Genomic DNA, 22,016 nt, shown 5'->3' with positions numbered 1-22,016 from the left:
CTTCAGACCTCGCACGATCGCATCCCGGTGTTGGCGTCCGGCATAGCGGAACGAGTTACGGATCAGGTGGATCACGCATTGCTGCACGATGGTGTGTTCCCAGGTCGTGGTGATCGCTTCGGGTAGGCCCTTGAGCCCGTCGCAGACCGCGATCAGCACATCGGTCACGCCGCGGTTCTTGAGCTCGGAGAAGACCTGCAGCCAGAACCGTGCCCCTTCACCACCATCGTCGCCGGCCCAGATACCGAGGATGTCTCGTTCACCGCTGGTGGTCACCCCGACGACGACATAGAACGGCTTGTTCACGACCTGGCCGCCACGAACCTTGATCACCAGGGCGTCGACGAAGATCACCGGATAGATCGAATCGAGCGGCCGTGACGACCACTCGGCCATCTGGTCGACGACCTTGTCGGTGATCTTGGAGATCGTCTCCTTGGAGACCTTGGCCCCATAGACCTCGTCGAAGTGCGCGGCGACCTCGCCGGTGGTGAGCCCGCGGGCGGTCAACGACAGCACGATCTCGTCGATACCGTCCAACCGCCGCTGCCGCTTACGCACGATCTTCGGGTCGAAAGACGCGTCAGTGTCGCGGGGCACGTCGATCTCGACCGGGCCGATCTCGGTCAGCACCGTCTTCGACCTGGTCCCGTTGCGGGAGTTCCCGCTGTTGCGACCCATCGGGTCATGGCGTTCATAGCCGAGATGGTCATCCATCTCGGCCTCTAACGCCGTCTCCAGCACGTTCTTCGTCAGCCGGTTCAACAGCCCGTCCGGGCAGACCAGATCGACGCCCTGTTCCTTGGCCTGCGCCAACAGCTGCTCAGCCAACTGCCGCTGATCGATGCTCTCTCCGCTCACAGGATCGAGCATCTCTTCCGAGCCAACCTCACGATCGCTCGGATCAGTCATGGTCATTGGTCATGTCCTCTCGGTCAGACCAAGACCAGATCCACCGTTACCCGGACAGTCCCCAGATCAGACCCGATTCGTGGCCCAAGTCAGGTCCCCGGTGTGCTGGAGCGCTATCAGCGGCGCACGGTGCGATTGATCGAGCAACTACGCGGCGTCGTCAGAGAGCTTGCGGGCCGCGCGTCGGCTCGGTTGCTACCCGTGATGGGAATCGCTGCGGGCAAGGACACTGCGGTGCGTGCGTTGTTGGGTATCGCCTTGCCCGAGCGGACGGTGCCGCGGGTGCTGGGGATCGATGACTTCGCTCTGCGTCGCGGCCGCCAGTACGCCACGGTGTTGATCGACGCCGACAGCGGCGTCCGCATCGACGTGCTGCCCGGCCGTGGCGCGAGCGTGGTCGCCGACTGGCTACGTGGCCATCCCGGCGTCGAGATCGTGTGCCGCGACGGGTCGAACACCTACGCCCAAGCCGTCCGCGATGCCGACCCGGCCGTGCAGCAGGTCGCGGACCGGTGGCATCTGTGGCACGGCCTGGCTGAAGCAGCGGCCAAAGAGGTGGCGGCCCACTCTGCCTGCTGGGCCGGGGCAACCGGCGTCCAGGACGGGCCGCTGGCTCGCACCAACATCGAGCGCTGGCATCAGGTGCATGACCTACTCAAGCAAGGTCACGGACTGTTGGAGTGCACCCGGCGGCTGAATCTGTCTCTGAACACTGTCAAGCGCTATGCCTGTGCGACTGCGGTAGACCGGCTTCGCCCGGGCGCTTCGGCTTGGGTCTTCTGTCGGAGTCTTCCATAGGGTGTCTGTCCGTTGAGGCTGCCGTGGGGGCGGTCGTAGTTGTAGTAGTCCTGCCATTCTTTGAGGCGGGCGTTGAAGACGTTGACGTCGTCGATGACGATGCCGTCGAGCAGGCGGTAGAACTCGTCGGCGTCGATCCGGTGAGACCGCTCCACTTTGCCGTTCAGTCGTGGCGTGCGGGGCTTGATGTAGACGTGCCCGATGCCCTTGTCGAGCACGTGCCAGTGGAACTGGGTGCCGAACTCGGTGCCGAACTCGGTGCCGTTGTCCGTCTGGATCTTCTCTACAGCGAACGGCAGCTGGGACAGCACGTAGTCCAGGAACTGGATCGCGGTCTTCTGGTTGAGCGTGGGGTAGATCTTCAGGATCCGCAGCCGGGTGCAGTCGTCGATCGCGGTGAACTAGTAGAACTTGCCGCGCCGCCCGACCGGCTTGAGCGAGACGCCGGTCTTGCTGACCTTGGGCAGGGGTTCGACGAACTTGACGTCGATCTGCACCTGATGTCCCGGGCGTTGCTTCTCGTAGCGCTTCCATCGGCGATCGTGGCGCTGATATCGCTGCGATGTGGGCAGCCGGCCCATGCCCAAGTGGCACAGGATTCGCCACACGGTCGAGCGGCTGATGGTGACGTCGTGGTAACGCTGCAGGTACATCGCGATCTTCTCCGGCCCGAAGTGGTAGTTGCGCCGCAGGTGGATGATCTTGTCCACCACGTCGGCGCGGGTGGCGTTCGGGCTGGTCCGCGGCCGCTTCGACCGATCTCGTAGCCCGTCGACGCCGTCGGCCTCGTACCGGCGCAGCCACTTGTAGTACGTCGGCAGGCTGATGCCGTAGTAGCGGCACGTCATCGCGACGTTGCCGGACACTTCCTCCGCATGACGAAGGACCGCGAGGCGCCGACGCACCTCGCGGTCCAACACGGGCTCACTCACCCGGATCCCTATGATCAACAAGCCCAGGTGTCAACCATCTCCCGCAGTTTAGACCGACACGCCCGTTCGTGGTCAAAGCCATCGCCGTCGGTCCATCCACAGTGGATCTGTCTGCAGCGCTGGATGGTGGGTTGTGCCTCGTGCGCATCCCCAAGGGCAGCTTGGGTGAAGACACCACTCGGCTGTTGGGCTCGCTGATCGTGGCGCGCGTGTGGCAGGCCACCACCGCGCGGGCCGCGTTGGCGCAGCGGCAGCGCAGGGACGCCTCGTTGTATGTGGATGAGGCGCACAACTTCCTCAATCTGCCCTACGCCATGGAAGACATGTTGGCCGAGGCGCGGGGCTGCCGGCTGTCGATGACGCTGGCGCACCAGCACCTCGGGCAGCTCGGGAAAGACTTGAAGGAAGGGATCTCCACCAACGCGCGCAGCAAGATCCTCTTCAATGCCTCGCCCGAGGATGCCCGCGAGCTGGCGCGGCACACCGCGCCCCGAATCGGCGAACACGATCTGGCGCACCTCGGTGTGTTCCATGCGGCAGTCCGCCTCGTGGTGGGCGGCGAGGAAACCCAGCCGTTCACCGTGACCACCGAACCGTTGCCCCCTGCGATCCGCGGTCGAGCCCGGCTCGTGCGCAAGACCGCTGCGCGCCATACCCGGCCGTTGTCCGCCTCGGCCGAGGGCCGCGACGCGTCCGGGCCGGACGACACCGGGACCGATCCCCGCCGCGCCACCTGATTCCCGCTACCCCAGCGGAGCGGGCCGCACCGACCAGATGGGTACAGCCCGCCCCGCTGCTCTCGTTTTCCTGCACACGGTCCGCAAAGGAGATTGCGTGTTCGACCCCACGTCTGCCCAGAGGGACTTGCGTGCCCGGGTGCCCGCCCGTACGAGCGCGCGGGTCGCGGCCACGGCCGATCACCTGGCCACCGTTGCCGCGCACCTCACCGCGCGGGATCGGTGGCTGGCGCGGATGCTCGCCGAACACCGCACGCTGACCTCCACCCAGATCACCCAAATCGCCTTCCCGAGCCGGCGCGCAGCCAACCAGCGGCTGCACAAACTGCACCAGTGGCGGGTGCTCGACCGGTTCCAGCCCTACATCGGGCGCGGCCGGGCACCGATGTTCTACGTCCTAGACACCGCTGGCGCTCACCTGCTGGCGCACGAGGACGGCCTTGATCCCCGCGACCTGGGGTCCCGCCCGCAACGCCAAACAGCCGGCGCGCAGGATGTCCTCGGTGCGCGGCCCCACGCTGAGGAGAACACCCGGGAGAACACGGACACGAGGTTATCGACCGCCGCTTCCTTCGACCCCTCCAAGGGATTCAGGCAGGGTGTCGGTCCGGGCGAGTCGGCGTCGAAGAGCACCACCTTCTCGGCGGCGTGCTCCGGCAGGCGCTGCAGCACATCGGTGATCAGGTCGCCCTTGGGGTCGATGACCACCCCACCCCGGCCGTGCTCGGCATCGGCCAGGATCATCCGCGTCAGCATGGTGGATTTCCCGCTGCCGGTGGCGCCGAGCACGTGCACGTGGTGCCGGGCGTCGGAGACCTGGAGCCCGACCGGGCGGGTGTGCCCGGTATCGGAAACCCCGATGGGCCGGATCAGCTCACCCTCGGTGGGCGTATTCGGCGGGGTGGCACGGCCTTTGCTCTCGCTCGCGCGAGGCCGGGCAGAGCCTCGTCGGTGGGCAGGTGCGCCAGCGCGGCCAGCTCCGGCACCGACAGCAGGTCGCCGCGCCGCAACCGCCGCCGCGCCATGGCCGTCAGCGGGTTGCGCAGCCGGCGGCGCTGGTAGTGGTTGTGCTCGGTGTAGCCGGAAAACGCACTCGCGATCGCATGTGCCCGGCCCCGCAACTGGTCGCGCACCCGTGTGATCTGTTCGGGCGGCGTCTCGGCGGGCACGGTCGTGGCAACTGCGTACCGAATCACGGTCTCCCACTGCGAGCCGCGCTGCTTGCCGACGATGGCGCGGTTCTGCGCCTGGTACTCCAACGACGTTTGCGGGTCGAGCTTCGGCTCACCGGCGCGGCTCACCGCCGTCGGCGTGGGACCCGGCGTGATCGCGTCCAGGAGTCGGCCCACCGGCCGGGTGGAGCGCCCGGCGTGCAGGTGCCGCGCGGCGCGCCTGCTTGACCCGCCGACCAGTCACTGGTCGCGCGAGCACCTGCACACACGCCCCGTCATACACGCCCAGACCGACCGGAGCACCGAGCAGCGCCCGGATAGGGTCCACGTCGAAATCGCTGCGGATCGGCAGGGCTTCCGAGCGAGCCAGCCGCAGTACACCCCCGGTGACCAGTCGGCGCCGGCCACCGTCGGCCCTGGTGGGCAGCGGAGCCGCTGCCGGCTCGGTGGTGGTGTGCGATCCGGGCCAGGCCGCTTCGACGGCACGCTCGACCATGCCCGGCGGTACTGTGCCCGGCACCCACAGCCGGATCTGTACGCCGTCGTGGCCGAACACGTACTCCCATGCCAGATGGGGCTGCCCCTGCGCGAGCCGAGTCCACATGGGACGCAGAAGTCCGACGAGGTTCGACCATACTGCTGGCGCGCCCTCCGGGTCGACCGTGGGCGGGGCCAGGATCGTCACGATGCGAGCGTTGTCGTGCAGGGCGTCCTGGCAACGGTTGGACCACCAGCGTCGCAGCGCCCACAGCGCCGTAATGGTGATCAGCAGTGCGAGTGCGGCGATCGGACCCCAGGCCTGCATCCAAGACCAGGCCGTAGTGAGCAGCGCACGGATCGTGCCCCAGGGATCGGTGAGCAGCCCGCCGAGCGGGCTGTCCACGGGCGAACTGAGCGGAAACACAAGTAATAACCTCCCGATATGAGGAACTGAAGGCGGGACAGCGAGCCGCGAGCTAGGCGGCGTGCGTGTCGGTCCGGCGGCCGTCGCGGCGGCGCAATGACGGCGCGCTGGTGATCGAACGGACGCGGCCGGTGCCCCGGCGGGCCTCGCGCTCGGCGTCGACTTCGGCCTGCCACTGCGAGAACCGACGACCCTGCAAGCGCCGCAGGAAATGGGGAATGCGGTTTGATGGCACGCCCACCAAGCGAGGACCTAGCACCGCCAGCAGGTCGGACGCTTCTTGCGAGGACCATCCGGCTTCGGCGATGGCCTGCTCGTCCGCGAACACATCGGCCACCCGGTCCGTCGCGGCGTCGATCCGGCCGTCTTGCGTGCCGCCGTAGGAGTAGACCCATAAGAAGTTCTCGGGCGGGTCCGGCTCGACGAGTCGCCGGAAGCGGTGGATCTCCTTGGTATAGGCGTAAAAGGTCACGTCAGGAGCAGAGCGCATGATGCGCAGCCAGCTGCGGGTGTAGTCGTCGGAAAAGAAGTCGCCCGAGTCGTGCACCCGCACGAACCGGCCGCGGAACTTCGGTGCGGCCAGTTCGGCGAGCATCGCCTGCTCCCACCCGGCCGGATCGTCCAGCACGAATATCAGGTTCGCCTGGTGCTTGGCGCGCACAGTCGGCCACAAGTAGGTTCCGTGTCGGGCGTAGCAGACGTGGCGGCAGATTCCTGCTGACGGGCAGGTGTTGTAGGTGCGGCCGTCAGGCAACCGGCCAGCCCAGGCGGGCAACGTCGTCACAGCGCGGCCACCGCAATGCTGACCGCAGGCGCTTCGCTGGCCGAGATCGGCCAGGTGCTGCGTCATCGTGATCCGATCACGACCACGCTCTACACGAAGGTCGACGTGGCGGCCCTGCGTCCGGTCGCCCGTCACTGGCCTGCTTCGGACGGTACGGCATGAGCGCATTGCGTCCAGCCCTCGCCGACTATCTGGGTGTCCGCCGCGGACTCGGTTTCCGGCTAGATCGGGCGGAGAAGCTGCTCGGCCAGTTCGTCGCCCGCTTCGCGGCTCGTTTGACAGACCCGCTCCGAGGTAGTGGCGCTGGCCGGCCGCACGGCTCCCCCTTTTCCTCCTGAGTATTTCAGCGTACGGTGAACTCTACCGCTGGGTACAGGGTGATCGTGATGCTCGGTTCGGCCACCAGGGTGGAGGTGGGTGAAATTGAGGTACCGGGATCCGTACGGGCTGGCATGGCAACAGCTGGGCAACGCGCTGTGGGATGTGTTGGCAGTCGCGTGGTGGATGCTGGTGGCTGCCAGCGTCGCGTTCGGTGCATGCTGGTGCATGGGGCAGTTCATGTATATGGAGTGGGTTCGCGAACATCCTCCGCCCCGCCTCCGGTTCTTTGCCGAACGCAGGCTGCGTCAGGACATCGCCCGCGGGTTGGGCGATCTTGAGGACTACCTGCGCAAATGCGATCCAGTACACCTTGACGACCGGCCAGCTCGGGCCGGACGGTCCCGAACTTGGAGGGGGTGGTGCCGACCTTGAAACAGACTCCGATGGCCCGGACGCCTCCTGAGTCTACGGTTCGCAGTTCGATCTCTGACTGCAGCCCCAACACCGGCCGCTGGGGGCCGACGAGTTCGAACCTGTGCCCGGCGGGACGTCGGTGCCAACCACGGCTCGGTGGCGGCCAAACGGATCGGGGGCGGCTGGAGCGTCCGGGCTGTGAGGCGACATCGACGCCGGGCCGAGTCCTGTGAGGAACGTGTCAGTGGCCCGCAGGCTGCAGCGGCTGCGGGCAGCATCCCCGCAGGTCGTACCGGGTGGGCCTGGCTGGATGGATGGTGAGCAGATGATGGCGAGCCGCTGGCAGGACGAGGGCGAGGGGCTGCTCCGGGTGGTGGAGCGCATCGCCCTGATCCTGAACGAGGCGGGGTCCCACGGATGTCGGCCAGGGTGTTCGCCTACATGCTCGCCGACGACGCCGAACGCTACACCTCCGCCGCGCTCGCGGAAGGGCTTCGGGTCAGTCCGGCCGCGATCTCGGGGGCGGTGCGCCATCTCACCGCGACGCGGATGGTGGTCAAGGAACGCCAACCCGGGAAGAGGGCGGAGCTCTACCGGGTCTGTGACGGCAACGTCTGGGGCATGGTCGTGGCCCCTGGATCCCGGTTCTCAAGCAGTGGCAGTCCACGCTGGAGAGCGCCACGGTCGAGCTCGGCGCTCCCGGCGGTGAAGGCCACCGATTAGCCGAGGCGACGACGTTCATCGCGTTCCTGCGCAACGAGCTGGAGGGAATGCTGGAGCGCTGGTCTGATCACCGGCTGGATCCTCGGTGACCGAGACACCGGCGGTGATGGTCGACCGCGTTCGGCCGTGCGGGCAGACGGGGTCGACGTGGTGGGGCTGCTGAACGTGCCCCCGGTGGTTCGGCTCCGGATGCTTCCGGGGGGCTCGTTCAGTCGCGGACCTCGATGTGGTGTCGGTCGGTGGCCTCGGCCTGCTGGTTGAGCATGGTCAGCAGCTTGTCGCCCTCGACGTCAAGGTCCGGCAGCAGGCGGTCGAGCCAGCGGGGCAGCCACCATGCTCGTTCGCCGAAGAGGGCCATGAGCGCCGGGACGAGGGTCAGCCGGACGACGAAAGCGTCGATGAGGATGCCAGCGGCGAGAGCGAAGCCGATCTGCTTGATCATGATGTCGTGGCTGAAGATGAAGCCGGAGAACACCGCGACCATGATGATGGCGGCCGCGACGACGACCCGGCTGGCCTGGTCGAACCCATGGACGACGCTGTGTCGGGCCGGCTGGCCGTGGATGTGTGCCTCGCGCATCGAGGAGACCAGGAAGACCTCGTAGTCCATGGCGAGTCCGTAGAGGATGCCGGTCACGATGATCGGCATGAAGCTCATGAGTGGGCCGCCGGTGTCGAACCCGAAGAGGCCGCTGAGCCAGCCCCACTGGAAGACGGCGGTGGTGGCACCGAAGGTGGCCAGGATGCTGAGCAGGAAGCCGGCTGTGGCCTTGATCGGGACGACCACGGAGCGGAAGACGAGCATCAGGATCAGGACGGAGAGGACGATGATGATGCCGAGGTAGAGCGGAAGGACATCGGCGAGTTTGTCGGACATGTCGATGCCGATGGCGGTGAACCCGGTCACGCCCAGCCGCACCTGGTTGCTCTGGGCGATCGCGTTGCTGGGCTCGCGCAGCGACTTCACAAGATCGCTGGTGGCCTCGTCGCTGGGGCCGGAGGTGGGGATGACGCTGAACACGGCCAGGTCGCCGGCCTCGTTGACGCCGACGGGTGCGGCCAGCACGATGTCGTCTCGGTGTTGGAACTCGTCGGCCAGTTTCGCGGTCAGCTCGGGTGTGACGCGGCCTGCGGTGCCGGTGGGCTCCGCGGTGACCAGGAGCGGGCCGTTGAATCCCTCACCGAAGCCTTGGGAGACCGCCTCGTAGCTCTGTCGGGCGGCGGTGTCCTGGTTCGCGGTCGCACCAGTTGGGATGCCCAGGTTCATGCTGGCCGCGGGGATCGCCATCACGCCCAGGATCGCGACCACGCCGCCGATGACGGGCCACCGGAACCTGATGACACCCTTGACCCAGTGGTCAGCGACGCTGTGGGACTCCGCGTCCGCCTTGGCGTAGCGTCGGGCTCGGGCCTTGTCCGAGCAGATCCGCTCCCCGACCAGCCCTAACAGCGCGGGCAGCAGGGTCAGGGCGATGAGCACGGCCAGGGCCACCGTGGACGCCGCGACCAGGGCCATCGTGGAGAGCATCGCGATGTCGATGACGGTCAGCGCGGTCAGCGCGATGAGGACGGTCAGGCCGGCGAAGAAGACCGCGCTGCCTGCGGTGCCGACAGCTCTGCCTGCTGCCTCCTGTGCGGTGAGTCCCTGATCGAGAATCAGCCGTCGCTGCCGGTTGACAACGAATAGGGCGTAGTCGATGCCGACGGCGAGGCCGACCATGAGACCGAGCACGGGCGTGGCGGAGTTCATCTCGACGGCCGTGGAGAGCGCGTACGCGCCGCCCACGCCGATGCCGATGCCGACCAGCGCGGTGATCAGGGGCAGGCCGGCCGCGATCAGCGAGCCCAGGGTGAGCACCAGCACCAGGGCGGCGACGGCGAGACCGATCACTTCGCCAACACCGACCGGGATCTCGATGGCCTTGAGCGAGTCGCTCGGGAGAACGGTGATCCCCGTACCCTGCTCGGCACGCTCCACCACCTCGACCACCGAGCTGACGTCCTCAGGTGTCAATGAGGTGGAGGCGACCGTAAACTGGAACTGGAACAGCGCGACCTGCCCGTCCGAGGACACGAGCACGCCGGGCACCGGTGCCCCGTCCACCAGCAGCGGCTGGTAGGGAGGCGCCTGCCCGTGGTCCGGCCCGGCTGGCGGAGTGCCCGGTGCCTTCTCCTCGGGCGTGCCTGGGGTGCCCTCCTCCGAGGTACCCGTGGCGAGGTCAAGGGGATTGACGACCTTGTCGAGGTCATAGACGTCGCTGACGGTGCCGCTGATCACCGCGAGTCGCTCCGCCGTGTCGAGGCGCTCACCGTCGGGCGCGGTGAAGACCACACTGGCCTGCCCTCCCGAGGCGGCGGGGAGCTCATCGGCTACGCGGTCGAGCACAGTCTGGGCCTCGGTGCCCTCGATCTTCATCTCCGAGCTGACGCTCACCCCGTTGATGGCGACCGCACCGACGACCACTGCGAGGGCGGCGAGCCAGCCCGCAATGAACAGCCACGGCCTGCCGAACGCCGTTCGTCCGAGCCGGTACAAGAAAGTGGACATGAGGGACTGGTGCTCCTTGAGGGCAAAGAGGGGCGGTGTCTAGAAGGTCTAGAAGCCGTGGCGCAGGTAGTCGAAAGTGATGTCGAGGAACGAGCTGTAGTCCATCGACGCGGGGCTGGGGTCGTACTCGCCGCCGAGGTCCACATCAAGGGTTCCCTCTAGAGCGGCCATCACGGCGCCGTACACGGCACCGAACAACAGCGGCACGTAGACGGTGGGGTACCGGTCCCCCGCCACCGAGCCCAAGAGTTCCTGCGCGGTATGGCGCATGCGTTGCTGAACGCCCAGCACGTGGGGCTCCAGGGTCGGGTACCGCCGCGCCATCGCCATCAGCTCGCGCATCCTCACCAACGCGTCCGTGGTGAACTGCGTCTTCATCACAGCCAACAGGACGTCGAGCAGCGGCAGGTCAGCGGGAAGGCCGGCCAGGATCGCGCTGGCGTCGTCGACACCACCGAACGCGACCGAAGCGACCGCCTCCTCCTTGCAGGAGAAGTGGTTGCCGAAGGTCCGCCGCGAGTACCCCGCCCGCTCCACCACGTCCGCGGTGACAAACCCCGACAAGCCGCGCTCACGGGTCAGCTCGAACGCCGCCTTGGCCAGCGCCTCTCTCGTCGCCTCGCGCTTGAGGTCCCGCAACCCACGATCCACGCCCTCAGTATGCCCACCTCTGCCCAATGAGCAAAATTGCCCAATGTGCACATCGATGCTGGCCTCGGCGCAGTTGCTCCCAGGCAGCCGTCCGGCGACGGCGGGCCGCTGGCGTGACGGCACGACGGGCTTCGCAGCGGACGGCGAGGTCGGAGGCCCCCTGAGAATCGGAGGTGCCACTCGTCGCGGCATCCGGCTCAAGCAAGCCGCTGAGGCGCGTGGGGTTGAGGTGCTCGTTTCCTGCGCCTGCAGGATCCGTGGACGAGGCGGGTTTGAGTGCCGTCCGGCCTGCTGGGTTTCCCGTGGTGGACGAGGTAGTCGCTTGAACGCCCTGCGGGTGACAGGCAGCCACCATCGTTGCCATTCGTGTGCGGAATGTGGCCCGACTTGGGCCACGAAACCGGTCTGATAGTTGGCACGGTCTTCGACCTGGTCGGCGCCGGGCACACACCAGCGCGCCGCGCTCGCGATATCGCAGATTCCGGGCCCCGCCCTGGCTCGCCACGCTGTCGGCCTCGACAATCTGACCTCGGCAAGCCAGGACGATCTGGTGGCCGTGCTTCTCCCGGCCTCGCCCCGGCTCTGGCCACGCGAGAATGGCGGGCTGGTGCGCTCGCTGTCCCTCCACCGGTTATGGTTGGTACATGCAACCGCTTGGGTCGAAGGCCGACCTGGTCTCGGTGGAGTCCATCGAGCAGGAGCTGACTTTGTTGGTGCGGCGCGCCCAGAAGGTGCATCTGCGCGGGGGCCCGACCGAGCAGGTCGTGGAGAGGGCCGCCTACGGCATCCTTGCGTGGCTCCATGACACCGGCCCACTGCGGCCCAGTGCGCTGGCAGCACACTTCCACCTGGACGCCTCGACGATCAGCCGGCAGGTCGCCTCCCTGGAGCAGGCCGGCCTGATCACGCGGGAAGCCGACACCGAGGACCGACGCGCCTTCCGACTGCGACTCACCGAGCGCGGCCGAGACGTCCTGACCACGACCCGGGCGGAACGACGCGGTGTCGTCCGGAAGCTGCTGCAGTCGTGGTCGCCCGAGGACCTGGCGAACTTCGCTTCCCTGCTCGCCGCGTTCAACGCCGGCCTCGACAAGCATCTGGCCTCGGACCCGAACAGCACAGAACGGAGCCAGCGATGAGCACGCCGTCTTCCCCCGAAGCCGGTGCCCCTGGGGCACCCGGCGAACAGGTGATGCCGGGGCTGACGCACCGGCAGATCCTCACCGTCCTGGTGGGGCTCATGATGGGGATGCTGGTCGCCGCCCTGTCCCAGACGATCGTGGCCACGGCGCTGCCCACCATCGTCGGTGAGCTCGGCGGCCAGGACCAGCTGGCCTGGGTCGTCTCGGCCACCTTGTTGACCTCGACCGCCTCCACACCGATCTGGGGCAAGCTGTCGGACCTGTACGGCCGCAAGATCATGTTCCAGTCCGCGATCGGGATCTTCCTGGTCTCCTCCCTGGCCTCGGGGTTCGCCCAGAACATGGGGCAACTCGTCGGATTCCGGGCCGTGATGGGAATCGGCGTTGGTGGGCTGATGGCACTGTCCCAGGCGATCATCGGCGACGTCGTCAGCCCCCGCGAACGCGGCCGCTACCAGGGCTACATCGGCTCGGTCTTCGGCCTGGCCACCGTCGCCGGGCCACTGCTCGGTGGCTTCCTGGTCGAGCACCTCTCGTGGCGGTGGACCTTCTGGGTCGGAATCCCCATCGGCATCGCGGCCCTGGCGGTGACCGAACGTGTGCTGAAGCTGCCGTTCCCGCGCCGCAGGCATGCCATCGACTGGTTGGGGGCCTTCTTCATCGTCGCCGGGATCAGCGCCCTGCTGTTGATGCTCTCGCTCGGCGGCAAGGAGTTCGCCTGGAACTCGGGCTGGACCTACGGGCTGACCGCGGTGGCGGTGCTCATGCTCGCGCTCACCGTCTGGCAGGAGCGCCGGGCGGTCGAACCGATCATGCCCCCGCGACTGTTCGCCAACCACACCTTCGTCATCACCAGCCTGGCCGGTTTCGCGGTCGGGGTCGCCATGTTCGGCGCCATCATCTTCCTCCCGCAGTACCTGCAGATCGTCAAAGGCGAGTCACCCACCGCATCCGGCCTGCTGACGCTTCCCCTGATGGTCGGCCTGCTGGCCACGTCCATCGCCTCCGGACGCATGATCACCCACACCGGCCGCTACAAGATCTACCCCGTCGTCGGCCTGTTGGTCGCCGTCCTGGGGCTGACGCTGATGAGCCGGATGTCGGTGGACACCTCGCTGTGGCTGGCCGGGGTGTTCATGTTCATCACCGGCGCAGGCATCGGCATGGTGATGCAGGTCCTCGTGCTGGCGACCCAGAACGCCGTGCCCCACGCCGACCTCGGCGTCGCGACCTCCGGAGCCACCTTCTTCCGCTCCCTCGGCGGCGCGATGGGAGTCGCAGTCTTCGGCGCACTGCTCACCCACCGCCTCCGCGACACCATCCCCGCGCAGCTCAAGGCGGCCGGGGTCACCGCCGACCAGATGCCCGCCGGGACTGCCACCCAGGGCAGCCCCGAACAGATCGCGGCGCTGCCCGAGCCCATCCATCTCGCAGTCACCACCGGGTTCGCCGAGGCGCTGCAAACCACCTTCCTCGCCGCCGTACCGTTCGCGCTGCTCGGGTTCGTCACCCTGCTCTTCCTACGCGAAACCCCGCTGCGACAGACCCACGGACACACCTCCGCCGAGGACCTCGCCACCGCATTCGAAACCTCGGTCGACCCCGACGCGCATCTCACCGACCACGAGAACCGGCCCGGATCGGGCGAAGTCTCCAGGAAGGTTGGTCAGCCGGGTGACTGATGGACGGCCTCCGAGGGTCTGTCAAACAAATTTCGGACGGCGCCCCAGCCGCGGTCCTGCCGAGAGGCTGCGCTGGGAGCCGTGCTCAAGGGTGCTGGTGGGCGCGTCGGAAGTGGCTCGGTGAGGAGCCGGTCCATGCTTTGAAGGCGTGCGAGAAGTTGGTGACGTCGCTGTAGCCGAGTTCGGCGGCGACCTCACTGACCGACGTGGATCGGTCGAGCAGCCGTATCCGGGCACGGTCGAGCAGGGACTTCTGGAGGAGTTCGCGGAAGCTGGTTCCCTCCGCGGCGAGGCGGCGTTTCAGGGTGCTCGAGGAGATCGAGAACTCATCCGCGACTGACTGGATCGTCTTCACCCCTGGCCTGTCGTCCAACAGCTCCCGCACTCTGCGGGTGAAGTCCTGGGGGCCAGCCCGACGTTCGAGCGCCTGCTGGAGGTCAGTTATGGCGACTTCGTAGGCGAGTGGGTCGGGGAAGCGGCAGGCCGTGTGCAGCGTCCGTGCAGGGATATGCAGGTAGGACAAGGGGGCGTCGAAGACGAGCCGACCCCCTGGCCATGCCTCTCGAGACAGGACGCTCGGCTCCGGCCAGCGACTATGCATGGTCACCTCCGACGTGTCGCCGACCAGCAGGTCGATCAACCGCATGAGGGCCAGGCCGCAGTAGGTGACGACTAGACAGTCCAGGTCGGGTTCTCCTGCGTTCCCGGACAGCCGAATCGTCAGGTCCTCCGGCTGGCGATCGAACTGGGTGGTGACGGCCTTGGTGATAACCGGAAGATAGGTCAGCAGCTGCACGACCTCGGCGACGGTTCCTGCGCTGACCAGCGGCACGCTCATCGGCCCGAAGGACGTGAGCTGGGCCTGTTCCGCGCAGGCGATCCCCAGCCGGGTCGCCTGCTCGGCGTCGAGTTCGGGATAGACCTCGCGAAACCACCGCAGCGGTGCTTGCGCTTGGGTCTGAATCAGAGTCAGCTCGCCGGTTCCCTCGCGCGCCATGATGGCGCGAAACTCCTCCACGGCGTTCTGATCGATCGCTGAACTGCTCAGCAGTTGCACGAACACAAGAGATGGGACGCCTGGCTCGTCTCTCCACATGGCGATCCTCACGTGATCCGAACTCACAACAGGATGGCGCGGCTTCGACATGGCCTTGTCGGACGCCGACGACAATCATGAAGGAAGTGTCCGTCTTGTGGTCAAGAGTGGGGTAGTTGTCGATGGCAGTCGTTACTTTCGTGTCGCACGACGGGGAGAAGCACGAGGCGCCCCTCGAGGAGGGCTGCTCGCTGATGCAAGTCGCGACGAACAACGCCATTCCGGGCATCGATGGCGACTGCGGCGGAGAGGCCGCCTGCGGCACCTGCCACGTGATCGTGGATCCTGCCTGGGCCGACAAGGTCGGCCCGTCCGGTCCGGTGGAAGAGGAGATGCTGTCGATGAACCCCGAGCGACAGGCGACGTCTCGGCTGTCCTGCCAGATCAAGGCCTCCGAGTCATGGGATGGCCTGACCGTGCAACTGCCCGAATTCCAGATGTAGCAGGAGGTGTCGACGAGATGAAGATCCCTGAAGCAGTCAAGAGGAAGGTCGAGGCCGCCATCCCGCTGGATCGACAGGTCCAGGCCGCACACCTCTACGACAAGGGCCGACGCTGGCTGACCCGCACGAACGGGCAGAAGATGTTCGTCGAACGCCCGATCCCGCCGGTCGAAGAAGTCGCGCTCGAAGACATCGACCTCAGCAACCCGTTCCTCTACCGGCAGGGGCGCTGGGCCTCCTACTTCAAGCGCCTACGCGACGAGGCCCCGGTCCACTACCAGCCTCACAGTCCCTTCGGACCGTTCTGGTCGGTCACGCGTCACGCCGACATCATTGCGGTGGACAAGAACCACGAGGTCTTCTCCGCGGAACCTCTCATTGTCATCGGGGCGCCGCCGCGGTTCATGGACATCGCGATGTTTATTGCCATGGACCCGCCCAAGCACGACGTTCAGCGCCGCGCCGTCCAAGGGGTGGTGGCTCCGAAGAACCTCCGCGAGATGGAGGGCCTCATTCGCGAGCGCGTCAGGGACGTCCTGGACAACCTGCCCGTCAACGAACCCTTCGACTGGGTGAGCACCGTGTCGATCGAGCTCACCGCCCGCATGTTGGCGACGCTACTGGACTTCCCCTTCGAGCAGCGGCACAAGCTCGTCGAGTGGTCAAACCTGGCCACCTCGATGGAGCAGGCCAACGGAGGCCCCTCCGACAACGACGAGCTGTTCCGCGGCATGGTGGGCATGGCGCGTGGACTCAGCACATTGTGGCATGACAAGGCCGCCCGCCTCGCGGCCGGTGAAGAGCCCGGGTTCGACCTCATCACCATGCTGCAGAGTAATGAGAGCACCAAGGATCTGATCAAGCGTCCCATGGAGTTCGCCGGCAACCTGATCCTGCTCATCGTCGGGGGCAACGACACAACGCGCAACTCGATGAGTGGTGGCGTTCTCGCGCTGAACCAGTTCCCCGACCAGTTCGAGAAGCTCAAGGCCAATCCGGACCTGATCCCGAACATGGTCTCAGAGATCATCCGCTGGCAGACTCCGCTTGCCTACATGCGCCGGATCGCCAAGACCGACACCGTGCTCAACGGCCAGTTCATCCGTAAGGGTGATAAGGTGGTGATGTGGTATGCGTCCGGCAACCGCGATGAGACTGTGTTCGAGCGACCGGACGAGTTGATCATCGACCGGCCCAACGCCCGCAACCACATCGCTTTCGGGTTCGGCGTGCACCGGTGCATGGGCAACCGGTTGGCCGAGCTGCAGCTGCGGATCCTCTGGGAGGAGATCCTCCCGCGCTTCGAGAGGATCGATGTAGTCGGGGAGCCGGAATACGTCCAGTCCAACTTCGTTCGGGGCATCAGCAAGCTGATGGTCGAGCTCACCCCCAAGGGCGCCGGATGAGCTCAGCGCGCGCGGTGGTGGTGGGTGCCAGTCATGCCGGGGCGCAGCTGGTCACCAGCCTCCGCCAGGAGGGCTGGTCCGGTGAGATCGTGCTGGTCGGTGACGAGTCGGTGCTGCCCTACCAGCGACCTCCTCTGTCGAAGGCTTACCTCGCTGGCAAGTGCTCGCTGACGGAGTTGGCCATTCGCTCCCAGGACTTCTACCTCAAGCAGGGCATCGAGTGCCTGGACGCCTGCGTGGAGGAGATCGATCGTTCGGCTCGCCAGGTCCTGCTCAGCACGGGGGACAGACTGTCCTATGACGCCCTGGCTCTCTGCACCGGCGCACGCCCACGACGCCTGCGCGCCGCCGGCACCCAGCTCGATGGGGTGCACTACCTACGTCGGTCATCTGATGTGCAGCGGATCCGCGAGGACGCCATCCCCGGACGGCGTGCCGTCATCGTCGGTGGTGGCTACATCGGCCTGGAGACCGCCGCGTCGTTGCGCGCGCTGGGTCTTGACGTCACCGTGCTGGAGGCCGCAGACCGTGTCCTCGAGCGGGTGACCGCTCCTGAGGTGTCGGCATTCTTCACGCGCGTCCACCAACATGAGGGAGTCGACGTGCGGACGAGCGCATCGGTCGAGGCGCTGGTCGGTGACCACCGCGTCCGCGAGGCGGTCCTGGCGAGCGGCGAGCTTATGGCAGCCGATCTCGTGATCATCGGGGTCGGTATCGAGCCGACCACGGAACTGGCCGAGGCAGCCGGCCTGGCGGTGGACGACGGGATCTTGATCGACGCGCACGCGCGCAGCAATGATCCCACCATTGTGGCCGCCGGGGACTGCGCCTCGCAGGACATGCCACGCTACGGCCGACGGATCCGCCTGGAGTCGGTGCCGAGCGCGGTGGAGCAGGCGAAGGTGGCAGCGGCGACCATCTGTGGAACGGACAAGGAGGTCACGGCGCTCCCGTGGTTCTGGTCGGATCAGTATGACCTCAAGCTCCAGATCGCGGGACTCAACACGGGCTATGACGACATCGTCCTGAGCGGTGACCCGACCGCCGACCGCGATTTCACCTGCTACTACCTCCGGAAGGGCGAGCTGATAGCCGCTGACTGTGTCAACCGTCCCCGGGACTTCATGACCACCAAGCGCATGCTCGGCCAGGGGACCGCAGTCGATATGGCCGCCCTGACAGCAGAGGTTGCGGTGTGACGAAGGGGGCCGACCGCTGACCGTGGTCACCACCGAGGCACCGCCCAGTGCGGCGAACAAGGATGACTTGGATGTCGACAGCGTGGACGGCGATGGGGCTTCTGTCTAACATCCTGGGCGTCCGTGAATCGCGTCGGTTGCAGACGTGAGGCACGTCCCCAGAGACGCACGCGGTCCTGCATGGTGGCTGGTGTTGCTCGTTCGCAAACCGCTGCTGCTGGTGGCCAGGAGAGTGGACTGGCGCGGCACGGGACGCCTCGCCGAGACGGGAGGTGCGGTGCCGGCGGTCAGCCCTGTCTCCCGAACCGATCCGTTGTTCCCGGCGGAGATGATCCTGGACCAGAGGGCCGGACCCCCGGTCATAGCAAAGACGAGCCCGTTTCAGAGCAGAGCTGTCGGCTGGTGGTTTCGGCCGGCCGGCCACGTCGAGGTCGATCGTTCCAACAGCCGAGCTGGGCTCCGCGCTGCGGTCGAAGCCGTGGATCGCGCGCCCTCGTCGTCTACCCGAAAGGATCGATCACGAAGCGGCCGGAGGGAAGTCTGATGCCGCTCAAGGATCGGGTACTGTTCGCATCGCGCTGGAGACGAGACGTCAGCTCCATTGACTCCTGTTGCACAGTGGGGCGTGCAGACGATCGTGCCAGCCTACGAACGGAGGGTGGTGTTGGGCCGTCGTCGTCCGATCACGCTACTGGTCGGGGACCCGGTGCCATTCGAGTCGAGGACCTCCGAGAGTTGCCGACGACCACGGCAGTTGGTGCGGGATACTCGCGGGGCCTTGTCCAGTCGTACAGCGTCACGACCAGGGTTGCAGACGACCACGCACGGTAGCTTGATCTTGTCCAGATCGGTGACGGGAGTCGGTAGCGAGACAGAGATCGCTACCCTGTCTTTCATGCGGGCACACTCCATGCGTGAACGGTTCAGGGAGCACATGCGCTCGGCTGTCCTCGAGGCTGCCCACGACTTGATCATCGACCGCGGCTGGGACCGGGTGCGCATGGGGGAGGTGGCGGACCGAGCCGGGGTGTCGCGGGCAGCTCTCTACAAGGAGTTCGGTGACAAGGCCGGCCTCGGAGAAGCCGTCGTGCTTCGGGAAGCCTCACGCTTCCTGGAGGGCATCCAGGGGGCGCTGGAGGCGCACGTCGGCGATGCGAAGCGCGGCATCGCTGCAGCCGTCGACTACACCTTGGACGAGGCGGGGCGTAGCCCCCTGCTCAAGGCGGTGCTCATCTCCAACCGCGACCTGAATGGGGGGAGCCAAGCGTCCACGGGGATGCTCCCACTGCTCACAACTTCCGCGCGACTCCTCGACCTCGCCTCCGACACCCTGGCCGGATGGGTCGCGGAGAGTTACCCGAGTCTTCCCGAAAACGACGTCATCGACGCGGCCGACACCATGGTCCGCCTGACAGTCAGTCACCTGGCCCTGCCCAGATGGGACCGAACCGCGACAGCACGCAAGATCTCAGAGGTCGCGGTCCGGTTCCTCTCCCTCGAATCGTGACCTGCGCCGGATTGGCACGACGGGAGCAGTCTGAACTGAGCTCAGCGGCGTACTGCGTGTTCGTCTGCGCCCTGCTGCTGACGTAGCACCGTCTAGAGAACCTTGCCGGCGCTGTGCGGTGCAACTCGGCCACGAACTCGACCCGGGTAGGGCACTTGAAGTGGGCAAGCCGCTCCCGGGCGTACGCGATGAGCTCCTCGGCCGTCGTCTCGGCGGCGTTCTGGAGCGCCACGGTGGCCACTGGCGTCTCGCCCCAGTGGACGTCGGGGACGCCGACGACGGCCACTTCACGGACGGCCGGGTGCCGGTAGAGCTCCTGCTCGACGGTGTCTCCGACGGGCCCCAGCCAGGGTGCCGATCCGGGCGCCGTGTCCTTGAGCGTCTTCGGAGCCAGCACCGTCGCTGGCCTCAGCGCGGCCGTCCGCCGATCCATCCGTCGACGCAGCGCGCTTCTCCGCCGCGATCAGCGAGCTGGTCCTCGACGGTCTCGCGACACCTGGCAGTGGGACTGTCCGATAAGTTGATCAGATAGCCCCATCTGGAGTTCCTGGGCGGTGGAGACGCCGAGGGTACGGATCTTGCGGTACAGGGTGGCGCGGCCGATGCCCAAGATTCTCGCCGCTTGTGTCCGGTTGTTCCCGACGCTGGCTAGTGTTTCGATGATCAGTTCGCGCTCCGACTGCTCCATTACGGATAATTGTCGTTGGTGTGCACGTTTGAGCACCCAGGTCGGTAGGTGGTGCGGTTGGATCTCCTGGCCATGGCTGGCGTTGAGTGCGGCGGCAAGGGCGTCTCGTAACTCGGCGATGTTGCCCGGCCATGGGCTACGCATCAGGGCTTGTAGCGTTGGCAGGCTGCAGTGTGCGGTGGGTTGGCCGGCGAGTTCCGTGAGCAGGACCGACGTCAGGTCGGCGATGTCCTCGATGTGCTGGGCCAGCGGCGGCACCCACAGGTGGTGCGGGTAGGATGCGAGGGCTTGTTCGAGCCGCTCATGGGTGTGGGTCGTGGTTTGGGCGGTGACGATGAGTCGTCCGGTTGTCGATGCGGAGGCGGGATGGGGGCTCGTCGCCGCGAGGGCCCGCAGCTGCGCCTGCGCCTGTGTCGGAAGGTATTCGATTCGCCGTACGATGACGTTGTCGCCTTGCCCAAGGGTATCGTTGGTCCGGATGATCAGGTCCTTGGGTGCGGTCTCGGTGGGGTCGGCGGCGTTGAAAACGCGCAGTCCCCGGGCGGGGCTGGACAGTTCGTGCAGGTACTTGGCCAGGTAGAGCTTGCCTGTGCCCGGTTCGCCGGTGATCGCTACCGGATCGGGGAGCTGAGCCAGTTCCTGGATTCGCGTGGTGACGCGGCGCCACTGTGGGCTGCGTCCCGCTGGAGGTGTGCAGCCGGTGCCGGTGGGCGTCGCGGATGGGCGGTAGCCCGTGCTGAGGTGGCGAGGCCGGATCGGATCGAGGTACACCACGACCCCAGCGGGGTCGTGGGAGGCGGTCGTGACGGATTGGCACCGGACACGGTACCGCCCGTGCGTGAGGTCCACGCTTACTTCGGAGCGCTGGGTACGAGCCAACTGTGTGGACGCGTCCCAGAGTACCGCCTGGTCTTGGGGTGTGAGATTGCCGCTGGCGATGGGGTTGGTGAGGATCATGTTCGGGTTGAGGCCGAGTATGGCGCCTCGATGCAGACGGCGGGCACGGGTGAACGCCTCGACGAGGGCGACGTCGGCGGGGGACGACAGGTGGCTCAACCGGGTTTCGATGTGCTGTACCGATTCGGAGAGCAGAGCGGGGATGAGCGGGTTGTAGTCGTCAGCGAGGCAGGTGATGTCGAGAACTCCCTCGACGGCTCGGGTGACCGGGTTGTGGATGGGGACCCCAACGCACGACAGGTGGCGTAGGAAGTCCGCGTAGTGTTCTTCGCCGCGAACCGCGACCGTTCGAGCTTCCTCCAGGACTGTGCCTAACCCGTTAGTGCCGGCGTACTCCTCCGCGAAGGCGAACCCGGGGGCCGCGTATGCGTTGTCCAATGCACTGTACAGCGGCTTCTCGCCAACCCAGCGCCGCACGATCCTCGCCTGCCGGTCGGCGAGCAGGATGCTGGTGGAGGTGTCGGCCAGGGAACTGGCGAGACGTTCTACCACCGGCGTGGCCGCCTTCAGCAGTCGGCTGTCACTGTCGAAGTCCGGATCGTAGGGTAGTTCAGCCTTCTTGTCAGGGGCTATTCCGCAGGCTGCGGACCGGCGCCATGACAGCGCGATCTCGGCACGTACGGACAGCTGTGGGGACTCGCGGCGTGCCTCAGGTGTGGCCGTCCCGCCTGAGGCACGGCCACCGAGTGTGACTGAGGTGGGCTCCATTGCCTGCACTCCATCGTCCACGGGGGTGTGACGTGATGGTCCAACCAGAGTAGCGCGGAATCCCGTTGGCCCGATTGTCTCACTTTGAGACACAGGTCACCTTTGCTTGACGCGGCTTGAGTGGGCTCCGCCCAGAAGTCGTTGACCTGAACCTTCGGCCATCATGTGCCCGACACGCTGCGAAAACGCGCGGTCGATCCCTCGGCCAGACGCGAGGCAGGGTCGTCGTCTCACATTGATACGGCGTGCTCGTCCGCGTGGCGGGTAACAATCTGTTTCCACAGGTGAAACC

The 22,016-nt window shown here is 66.7% G+C and carries 16 protein-coding genes and 5 pseudogenes; 11 read left to right on the top strand and 10 right to left on the bottom strand.

Going from position 1 to position 22,016, the window contains the following annotated elements:
• Positions 1-873: IS256 family transposase (locus DI005_RS12875; RefSeq protein ID WP_113642241.1), on the bottom strand; the 873-nt coding region annotated here is incomplete at its 3' end.
• 129 nt (positions 874-1,002) lie between these two features.
• Between DI005_RS12875 and DI005_RS12870 the strand changes: the two are divergent.
• A pseudogene (locus tag DI005_RS12870) lies at positions 1,003-1,665 on the top strand (transposase); the annotation flags it as partial.
• Here DI005_RS12870 and DI005_RS38940 read toward each other — a convergent pair.
• Entirely contained in the window at positions 1,635-1,928 is a 294-nt protein-coding gene (locus tag DI005_RS38940) for an integrase core domain-containing protein (RefSeq protein ID WP_255565697.1), read from the bottom strand. The pseudogene DI005_RS12870 and the gene DI005_RS38940 overlap by 31 nt on opposite strands.
• A gap of 183 nt (positions 1,929-2,111) precedes the next feature.
• Positions 2,112-2,642, bottom strand: a complete 531-nt coding sequence (locus DI005_RS38550) for a helix-turn-helix domain-containing protein (RefSeq protein WP_199542774.1) — start codon at positions 2,640-2,642, stop codon at positions 2,112-2,114.
• Between the two features lie 56 nt (positions 2,643-2,698).
• Here DI005_RS38550 and DI005_RS12860 point away from each other — a divergent pair.
• Together DI005_RS12860 and DI005_RS39690 are read left to right on the top strand one after the other, a co-directional pair.
• A pseudogene (locus DI005_RS12860) lies at positions 2,699-3,379 on the top strand (TraM recognition domain-containing protein); the annotation flags it as partial.
• Positions 3,380-3,416: 37 nt separating this feature from the next.
• Positions 3,417-3,794 (top strand): annotated as a pseudogene (locus tag DI005_RS39690) (replication-relaxation family protein); the annotation flags it as partial.
• Positions 3,795-3,836: 42 nt separating this feature from the next.
• On the opposite strand, the pseudogene DI005_RS12850 reads toward DI005_RS39690, so the two are convergent.
• Positions 3,837-5,356, bottom strand: a pseudogene (locus DI005_RS12850) (helicase HerA domain-containing protein); the annotation flags it as partial.
• A 151-nt stretch (positions 5,357-5,507) separates the two neighbouring features.
• Complete coding sequence (locus DI005_RS12845; protein WP_233520117.1) at positions 5,508-6,374, bottom strand: hypothetical protein; 867 nt, start codon at positions 6,372-6,374, stop codon at positions 5,508-5,510.
• A gap of 1,017 nt (positions 6,375-7,391) precedes the next feature.
• Between DI005_RS12845 and DI005_RS12830 the strand changes: the two genes are divergently transcribed.
• A complete protein-coding gene (locus DI005_RS12830) occupies positions 7,392-7,697 on the top strand; it encodes a helix-turn-helix domain-containing protein (protein ID WP_110341397.1) in 306 nt (101 codons plus the stop codon).
• A gap of 208 nt (positions 7,698-7,905) precedes the next feature.
• Here the strand turns inward: DI005_RS12830 and DI005_RS12825 are convergent, their stop codons facing one another.
• Together DI005_RS12825 and DI005_RS12820 are read right to left on the bottom strand one after the other, a co-directional pair.
• The gene (locus DI005_RS12825) at positions 7,906-10,245 is read right to left on the bottom strand and encodes an MMPL family transporter (protein WP_110341395.1); all 2,340 of its coding nucleotides are present in this window, start codon (positions 10,243-10,245) and stop codon (positions 7,906-7,908) included.
• 48 nt (positions 10,246-10,293) lie between these two features.
• Entirely contained in the window at positions 10,294-10,896 is a 603-nt protein-coding gene (locus tag DI005_RS12820) for a TetR/AcrR family transcriptional regulator (protein ID WP_199542772.1), read from the bottom strand.
• Positions 10,897-11,308: 412 nt separating this feature from the next.
• On the opposite strand from DI005_RS12820, the pseudogene DI005_RS39685 reads away from it, so the two are divergent.
• From DI005_RS39685 to DI005_RS12810, 3 genes and pseudogenes are all read left to right on the top strand, one after another.
• A pseudogene (locus DI005_RS39685) lies at positions 11,309-11,455 on the top strand (hypothetical protein); the annotation flags it as partial.
• Between the two features lie 85 nt (positions 11,456-11,540).
• A complete protein-coding gene (locus DI005_RS12815) occupies positions 11,541-12,035 on the top strand; it encodes a MarR family winged helix-turn-helix transcriptional regulator (RefSeq protein ID WP_233520116.1) in 495 nt (164 codons plus the stop codon).
• Positions 12,032-13,720, top strand: a complete 1,689-nt coding sequence (locus DI005_RS12810; protein WP_110341391.1) for an MDR family MFS transporter — start codon at positions 12,032-12,034, stop codon at positions 13,718-13,720. Before DI005_RS12815 ends, DI005_RS12810 begins: the two co-directional genes overlap by 4 nt.
• An 85-nt stretch (positions 13,721-13,805) precedes the next feature.
• Here the strand turns inward: DI005_RS12810 and DI005_RS12805 are convergent, their stop codons facing one another.
• A complete protein-coding gene (locus DI005_RS12805; RefSeq protein ID WP_233520115.1) occupies positions 13,806-14,777 on the bottom strand; it encodes an AraC family transcriptional regulator in 972 nt (323 codons plus the stop codon).
• 161 nt (positions 14,778-14,938) lie between these two features.
• Between DI005_RS12805 and DI005_RS12800 the strand changes: the two genes are divergently transcribed.
• The 4 genes from DI005_RS12800 to DI005_RS12785 all read left to right on the top strand — a co-directional run bounded on the left by DI005_RS12800 (position 14,939) and on the right by DI005_RS12785 (position 19,371).
• Positions 14,939-15,259 carry a 2Fe-2S iron-sulfur cluster-binding protein gene (locus DI005_RS12800; RefSeq protein ID WP_110341590.1) on the top strand — a complete coding sequence of 107 codons (321 nt, stop codon included), beginning with the start codon at positions 14,939-14,941 and terminating at the stop codon, positions 15,257-15,259.
• A gap of 17 nt (positions 15,260-15,276) precedes the next feature.
• On the top strand, positions 15,277-16,665 hold the full coding sequence (locus DI005_RS12795) for a cytochrome P450 (protein ID WP_110341387.1): 1,389 nt from the start codon (positions 15,277-15,279) through the stop codon (positions 16,663-16,665).
• Positions 16,662-17,864 (top strand): NAD(P)/FAD-dependent oxidoreductase, encoded by a 1,203-nt coding sequence (locus DI005_RS12790; protein ID WP_110341385.1) that lies wholly within the window; start codon positions 16,662-16,664, stop codon positions 17,862-17,864. Before DI005_RS12795 ends, DI005_RS12790 begins: the two co-directional genes overlap by 4 nt.
• A gap of 895 nt (positions 17,865-18,759) precedes the next feature.
• Positions 18,760-19,371, top strand: coding sequence for a TetR/AcrR family transcriptional regulator (locus DI005_RS12785; protein ID WP_009156875.1), 612 nt, complete (start codon positions 18,760-18,762; stop codon positions 19,369-19,371).
• Here DI005_RS12785 and DI005_RS12780 read toward each other — a convergent pair.
• Positions 19,280-19,804 carry a hypothetical protein gene (locus DI005_RS12780; protein ID WP_110341383.1) on the bottom strand — a complete coding sequence of 175 codons (525 nt, stop codon included), beginning with the start codon at positions 19,802-19,804 and terminating at the stop codon, positions 19,280-19,282. The two genes, DI005_RS12785 and DI005_RS12780, sit on opposite strands and share 92 nt — an antisense overlap.
• A 30-nt stretch (positions 19,805-19,834) precedes the next feature.
• The gene (locus DI005_RS12775; RefSeq protein WP_110341381.1) at positions 19,835-21,724 is read right to left on the bottom strand and encodes a sigma-54-dependent Fis family transcriptional regulator; all 1,890 of its coding nucleotides are present in this window, start codon (positions 21,722-21,724) and stop codon (positions 19,835-19,837) included.
• Positions 21,725-22,016: the final 292 nt, after the last annotated feature.

Source organism: Prauserella sp. PE36, from assembly GCF_003311655.1.
Classification (GTDB): domain Bacteria; phylum Actinomycetota; class Actinomycetes; order Mycobacteriales; family Pseudonocardiaceae; genus Prauserella_A; species Prauserella_A endophytica.
Note: the sequence above shows the minus strand (reverse complement) of the source record. Positions and strands in the feature narration are given on the sequence as shown.